Raw genomic sequence first — 6,072 nt, 5'->3', positions numbered from 1 at the left:
GGTCGCCCGCCGCCCCGGGCGGGCCCGGGGCCTGCCCGGGCGGGCGCGCGACCGGGGCGCGGCCCGCCCACGCCGGGCGCCCCCCGCCACCCCCCGGGCGGGGGCCGCCACCCCTGCCCGGGTGCCGTGCGGGCCCTCGTCACAGGGGAGGCTGGGCCGGGGCCGGGCCCAGGGTGGTGGTGCCGGGGGCCGTGCGATGGCCGAGGCCGGTGCGGTAGGCGTCGAGGGCGGCTTCGACCCGGCCCGTGCGGCGCAGCAGGTCGCCCAGCAGACGGCACAGGTCGGCCAGGTCGCCGGCGGCGCCCGCCCGCTCCAGGAGGCTCAGCGCGCGTACGTAGTGCTCCTCGGCGGCCTCCGTGTCGCGGGCGTCCTCGGCGATGATGCCGAGCAGACGGTGGGCGGCGGCGGAGTGCAGGGCGCCGCGCTCGGAGTTGAGGGTGCTGAGCACCTCGTTCAGCAGGTCGGCGGCCTCCTCGGACTTGCCGCGCCGGTGCAGCACATCGGCGAGCTCGACGGCGGCCTGGCTGCTGTAGAGGGCGGCCCGGCCCGCCGAGAGCATCTTCAGGGCCTGCCGCAACTCGCCCTCCGCCCGCTCCAGTTCGCCGTTCTGGGCGCAGACGTACCCGCGCATCCAGTGGCAGTTGGCGAGCTCGGTGCGCAGCTGCAGGGTCCGGTACAGCTCGGCGGCCTTGGCGAGCGAGGCGTCGGCCTCGGCGATGCGCCCCTCGGCGAGCAGGGTACGGGCGACCGAGCGGTGCATCCGGGCGACCAGCGCGGGGTCCCCGGCCTGCGGGGCGAGGGCGAGCGCGAACTCGGCGGCCTTGGCGGCGCGGGCGTGGACGCCCATGTCCATGTAGGGGCCGATGATGCTGGCGTAGAGCAGCAGCAGCGCGTCGGGGTCGTGCAGCCCGCCCCGGTTCAGCTCGTCGAGGGTCGACTCCAGCAGGTAGACGGCGTACCGGAGTTCACCGGCGAGGTAGTGGGAGACGGCACGCCCGCGCAGGGCCGGCACCCGGGCGGGCAGCGGCGCGTCGGCGAGGGCCTGCTCGGTGCGCTCGAAGTACCCGCGGGCGGCGGTCAGTTCGCCGCTCTCCAGGGCGCACTCGCCGAGTCCGAGCAGCGCGGCGTCCCGGACGTCGGCCAGGTCGTGCTCCTCGGCCTCGGCGAGCAGGGCGGTGTACCGGTCGGCGGCCTCCTCGACCTCACCGGCCGCGAGGCTGCGCTGCGCCCCGGTCAGCCGGAGCCGCAGGTCGGTGGCGAGGTGGGCCGGTCGTCCGGTGACCAGCTCCTCGTACGCCACCCCGAGGCGCTCGGCGATGTGCCGCAGCGCCTCGTCGGAGGGCCGCACCCGGCCGGCCTCCAGGGTGGAGATGTAGGCGGGCGTGTACGCGGGCTCCGCCAACTGCCGCTGCGTCAGCCCTCGTTCCCCCCGCAACTGTTGCACCCTGCGCCCGATGGTCTCCGGATCGTCACGTTCCGCCATCTCCAACTCCCCCTGACCCTCTTGCTGTTGTCCGCTGGAGCCCCTAGGTTAAGCGGCACCTTAAGCGCGTTTAATACAACACTGTTGAAACGCCATTGAGAGGTTGCCGTGCTCCGAAACATCTCCGAGCGTTACGCCCGAGGTCTCGGCGCAGCCATCGTCGCGGTGGCCGCCCTCCTGCTGGCCGCCAACGCGGTCCCGGCGAAGGCGGACGACGCGCGGGAGGCCGGCCAGGTGCAGCAACTCCACGACGCGGGCCGGTGACGACGGCCCCGGCCCGCGCCGTGGACCGGGCCCCGCACCACATGGCCCGGACGCTGGATCCGGCAGCGTCCGTACGGCGGTGATCGGTATCGAAGTCGAGCAGGAGCGGCAGCCGCTCGCCACAGTGCGTCACGTGCACGGGGAAGCCCGAGGAGCGCGGTCCACGCGTTGACCTGGCCGGCACCAGCAGGCCGCGGCTCAGGGGCCGCCTGAACATCAACAAGGCCCGGCCCGCCGAGGTCCCCGCGTTCTGACGCCGGGCCCCCAGAACGCGGCCGCCGACGGCACTCCCCCCTGCCATCGGCGGCCGCCTTGCGTACGCTGCCTCCCGTGACCTCTGCCGCCGCCCGCGCCGCACTCGACCTCACCGCCCGCCTCCCGGTCGCCGACCTGGCCGACTTCTACCGGGACCTGCACCGCCATCCCGAGCTCTCCCTCCAGGAGCACCGCACGGCGGCCCGGTTCGCCGAGCGGCTGAGGAAGGCCGGGTACGAGGTCGAGGAGGGCGTCGGCGAAACCGGCGTCGCCGGGATGCTGCAGAACGGCGACGGGCCGACGGTCCTGCTGCGCGCGGACATGGACGCCCTGCCGGTCACCGAGGAGACCGGGCTGCCGTACGCCTCCGAGGTGCCGGGGGTGATGCACGCCTGCGGGCACGATCTGCACGTGACCTGGCTCGCGGGCGCCGCGGAGGCGCTGGCCGCCGGGCGGGATGCCTGGAGCGGCACCCTGCTCGTGGTCGGCCAGCCCGCCGAGGAGACCGGCGAGGGCGCGGCACGGATGGTGGCGGACGGCCTGTACGAGCGACTCGCCCGGCCGGACGTGCTGCTCGGTCAGCACGCGGCGCCCGGCCCGGTGGGTTTCTACGCCCACACCCCGGGGCTGATCATGTCCGCCTCGACGGACATCGACATCGTCGTGCACGGCCGGGGCGGGCACGGCTCACGGCCCGAGACGACCGTCGACCCGGTCGTCACGGCCGCCTACCTCGTCACCCGTCTGCAGACGGTCGTCTCCCGCGAGATCGCCGCCCGTGAGTCGGCCGTGCTGACCGTCGGGCGGATCGAGGCGGGCACCCGGCACAACATCATCCCGTCCGAGGCGCGCATCGCCCTCAATCTGCGCACCCAGTCCGACGAGGTGCGCGAGCGGATGGTCGCGGCGATCCGGCGCATCGCGGCCGGCGAGGCGCTCGCCGCCGGCTGCCCCCGCGAGCCGGAGATCCGGGTGGGCGCGACCTTCCCGGTGACCGTCAACGACGCGGACACCGACCGCCGGGTGGCCGCCGTGCACGAGGAGGTGCTGGGGACGGGGACGGTGCTGGACTTCGGCCCGGTGATGGGCAGCGAGGACTTCCCGCGGCTGGCCGAGGGCGGGATCCCGTACGACTACTGGTTCGTGACGACGACTCCGGCCGAGGTGTGGGACGCGGCCGAGGGCGCGGACCTGATGGAGAAGTTCCTCGCCGTCCCCAGCAACCACAGCCCCCGCTTCGCCCCCGACCTCGCGACGATCGCGCCGGGCGTGCGGACGCTGGTGTCGGGGACGCTGGCGTACCTCGCCGGCTAGAAGGCTGATGAAGATCTTGGTGAGGGCTCAGCCCTGGGTCTGCAACTGCCGCAGCTGGCGCTGGACATGGTCGAGCGCCCCCTGCCGGCGGCCGGGCACCCGTGAGCGCAGGTCCGCCAGCCGGGGCCCTAGTTCGCGGGCCGCCTCCGGGTCCCGGATCTGCCCCCACTGGTGGTGCGCCCGGTCCACCGCCGCCTCGACCTCCGGCGCGTCGGCCGCCTGCCCCGCCGTCAGCCGCGCGGCGGCCACCCCCAGCCAGGTACGGCAGCTGCGCACCGGATCCCCGGCGAACATGGCCAGGTCCGCCCGGACCTCGGCCCAGTGCAGCGCGGACTCGGACCCGGGACCGTACGCCCTCAGGGCCGCCTGCTCGTGCCGGGCGGCGAGCGCGTCGGCGTCGGGGTGCCGTCCGGAGCGGACGGCGGCGGAGATGACGGCGTGCGGGTCGTCGAGGGCCGGCGGTTGTCGGGGCGGCACCGTCGGCGCGGTCAGCACCAGTCCCGGTGCCTCGCCGGCGATCCGGCCCAGCGCCTGCTGGTGGAGCTGTTCCAGGGGCGGACGCCGGCCGCTTCTCAGCAGGGTCGCCACCGCCTTCATGTACGTCGGCACGGCCACCTCCCTGCGGGCGGGCGGCGGCGCGATCCGGCCGTGGACCACGGTGGTGCGGCCGGAGTCCAGAGCGTTCGCCCGCAGCCACTCCCAGGTCTCGGCGTCCGCGTGCAGATCGAGCAGCAGGGTCGTCGAACCGGCGGGGCGCAGCCGGAGTTCCTCCCGGATCCAGTGCCAGGGCAGGCCGGTGTAACGGACCGTGGAGGGGGTCGTCCGGGCCAGCGCCAGGTGCGGAAGCCGCTGGCGGCGGTCGAGTTGGAGCTGTCCGGTGACGAAGACGGTGAGCGGGCCGGGAGCCGCCGCGGCGGCCCGCAGCCGGGTCAGTACGGCCTGCGGCTCCAGGGGGTCTGCGAGTTCGACGACGTTGGCCGTGTCCGTGCCCGACAGCACCGACGGCGGGACAGCGGCGAGGACGGGGAGCACGGACGCCGCGTCCACCAAGCACCCCTTGCCCGCCGGGGCGGCGGCGAGCAGCAGCACGGTTCCTGGCATCGGTCCCTCCCCATCCCCTGTCGATCACGTACGGCAGCACCGTAACCGCTGCGGCTGCAAAGGTGGGCCTCAGGACTGCAAACGTGCCCTTCCGCCCCCCGTCCGCCGCACTGCCCCTCCCTTTCCCACGTGCCAGGCCCCCTCCCACGTGCCAGGCCCCCTCCCACGTGCCAGGCCCCCCTCCCACTTGCCAGGCCCCTTCCCCAGGTGTGCATTGGTAGGGAGGCGAGGAGAGAGAGGAGCACTCTCATGGCTCATGCGGCATCCACGTCCGGCGGAATGATGGGGCGGGTCCGGGCGAACCGGGCCGCCCGCCCCACCCGTACACCCGACCTCTTCGACGAACGCGTCCACACCGCGGGGCGGTACGGCATCCCCGTGGTGCTCGGACTCCTCTACGGCTTCTGGGCGGCCGCCAACCGCCGTGGCGGCGGTGAGATCACCGGCTGGAACATCCTGTTCGGCTTCGTGACGGCCGCGGTGTTCATCGTGCTGTGCATCGCCGTCGCGACCTTCGCCCCGCTGCTCAAGCGGGAGCTGCACTCCCTGGTGAAGTCCGCCTTCGCCGGCGCCTCGATCGGCTTCCTCTACAGCCAGACCGGCGAGTCGGTCCTGCGCTCGGCCGCGCTGGGCGTGGTGGTGACGGCCGGCATCTTCCTCGTCTTCTTCTACCGCTACTACACACGCGAGGACGCCGTGGGCAACCGCGTCCGCTGACCGGGCGCGACGGCGCCGGTACACCCGTACGGAGTCGTCCCGCTCGCGGGTCCGGCGCCCGGGCGGTTGCCTGGGAGCGTGCCCTCACGCCTCAGGAGCGCCCTGTCGGCCGCTCTGATCGCCCTCGCCTGTCTCCTCGCGCCCTGCGGCGCGCTCGCGGCCTGGGCGGCGTACGGGCTCGCCGACACCGGCATGTACGTCACCACGATGGCTCCGCTGGCCGCGGACCCGAACGTCCGCAACGCCGTCGCGGACACGGTGGGCGCCGGGATCATGGACGAGGTCGGCGACCGGGCCGACGTACGCCCGATGCGTTCGGCGGTGCGCCCGTTCGTGCAGGACGCGGTGCGCTCCTTCACCCGCACCGAGGCCTTCCGCGCCGCCTGGGACGCCGCCAACCGGGTCCTGCACGACGCGGTGCTGCAGGCCCTGCGCGACGACCGCGAGGGCGATGTGACGGTCGACCTCGCGCCCGTCACCGCGCAGGTCAAGCAGCGGCTGGCCGACGACCACATGCCGCTGGCGAGCCGTATCCCGGTCGAGCACACGGCGGTCGACGTTCTCCCGGCCCAGGACCTGGACCGGCTCCGGAAAGGGTTCCACGTGCTGGAAGTCGCCGGTTTCTGGCTCCCCGTGGCGGCCGTCGTCTTCGCCCTGTCGGGCATCGCGGTCGCCGTCCGCCGCCGCCGGGCGCTCACCGCGACCGCCCTCGGCACCGCGCTCGGCGGCGCCCTGCTGGGCCTCGCGGTCGTCATCGGCCGCAATCTCACCCTGGCCGACCTGCCCGAGGAGGCCCGCCGTCCGGCCGCGGGCGCCGTCTACGACGCCCTCACCGAGACCCTGCGCGAGGCCGCCTGGCTGCTGGTCGTGGTCGGTGTGGGGGTCGCCCTGACCGCCTGGCTCAGCGGCCGTTGGAGCCAGCTCGTGCGACGCCGGCG

General features: G+C 74.7%; 6 protein-coding genes. 4 read left to right on the top strand and 2 right to left on the bottom strand.

The annotated features are described in order from the left end of the window. Positions 1 to 139 precede the first annotated feature (139 nt). Positions 140 to 1,483, bottom strand: coding sequence for a helix-turn-helix transcriptional regulator (locus ABZ453_RS37310; RefSeq protein WP_359022241.1), 1,344 nt, complete (start codon positions 1,481 to 1,483; stop codon positions 140 to 142). A 108-nt stretch (positions 1,484 to 1,591) separates the two neighbouring features. Here ABZ453_RS37310 and ABZ453_RS37305 point away from each other — a divergent pair, with 108 nt between their 5' ends. Beyond that, complete coding sequence (locus tag ABZ453_RS37305; protein ID WP_359022239.1) at positions 1,592 to 1,747, top strand: hypothetical protein; 156 nt, start codon at positions 1,592 to 1,594, stop codon at positions 1,745 to 1,747. Between the two features lie 330 nt (positions 1,748 to 2,077). After that, positions 2,078 to 3,316, top strand: coding sequence for an amidohydrolase (locus ABZ453_RS37300; RefSeq protein WP_359022238.1), 1,239 nt, complete (start codon positions 2,078 to 2,080; stop codon positions 3,314 to 3,316). Positions 3,317 to 3,343: 27 nt separating this feature from the next. On the opposite strand, the gene ABZ453_RS37295 is transcribed toward ABZ453_RS37300, so the two are convergent. Further along, entirely contained in the window at positions 3,344 to 4,417 is a 1,074-nt protein-coding gene (locus ABZ453_RS37295; RefSeq protein ID WP_359022236.1) for a hypothetical protein, read from the bottom strand. Positions 4,418 to 4,666: 249 nt separating this feature from the next. Here ABZ453_RS37295 and ABZ453_RS37290 point away from each other — a divergent pair, with 249 nt between their 5' ends. Together ABZ453_RS37290 and ABZ453_RS37285 are read left to right on the top strand one after the other, a co-directional pair. Beyond that, positions 4,667 to 5,134 carry a hypothetical protein gene (locus tag ABZ453_RS37290; protein WP_359022234.1) on the top strand — a complete coding sequence of 156 codons (468 nt, stop codon included), beginning with the start codon at positions 4,667 to 4,669 and terminating at the stop codon, positions 5,132 to 5,134. 78 nt (positions 5,135 to 5,212) lie between these two features. Continuing rightward, a partial coding sequence (locus ABZ453_RS37285) for a hypothetical protein (RefSeq protein ID WP_359022232.1) occupies positions 5,213 to 6,072 on the top strand: 860 nt, incomplete at its 3' end.

The sequence above is a fragment of the Streptomyces sp. NPDC005799 genome, from assembly GCF_040630525.1.
GTDB classification, from domain to species: Bacteria; Actinomycetota; Actinomycetes; order Streptomycetales; family Streptomycetaceae; genus Streptomyces; species Streptomyces griseorubiginosus_B.
This window is presented reverse-complemented; position numbering and strand designations above follow the sequence as displayed.

Coding starts and splice junctions, on each gene's coding strand:
- ABZ453_RS37310 (WP_359022241.1), bottom strand. CDS start 1,483: ATGGCGGAACGTGACGATCCGGAGACCATCGGGCGCAGGGTGCAACAG.
- ABZ453_RS37295 (WP_359022236.1), bottom strand. CDS start 4,417: ATGCCAGGAACCGTGCTGCTGCTCGCCGCCGCCCCGGCGGGCAAGGGG.
- ABZ453_RS37290 (WP_359022234.1), top strand. CDS start 4,667: ATGGCTCATGCGGCATCCACGTCCGGCGGAATGATGGGGCGGGTCCGG.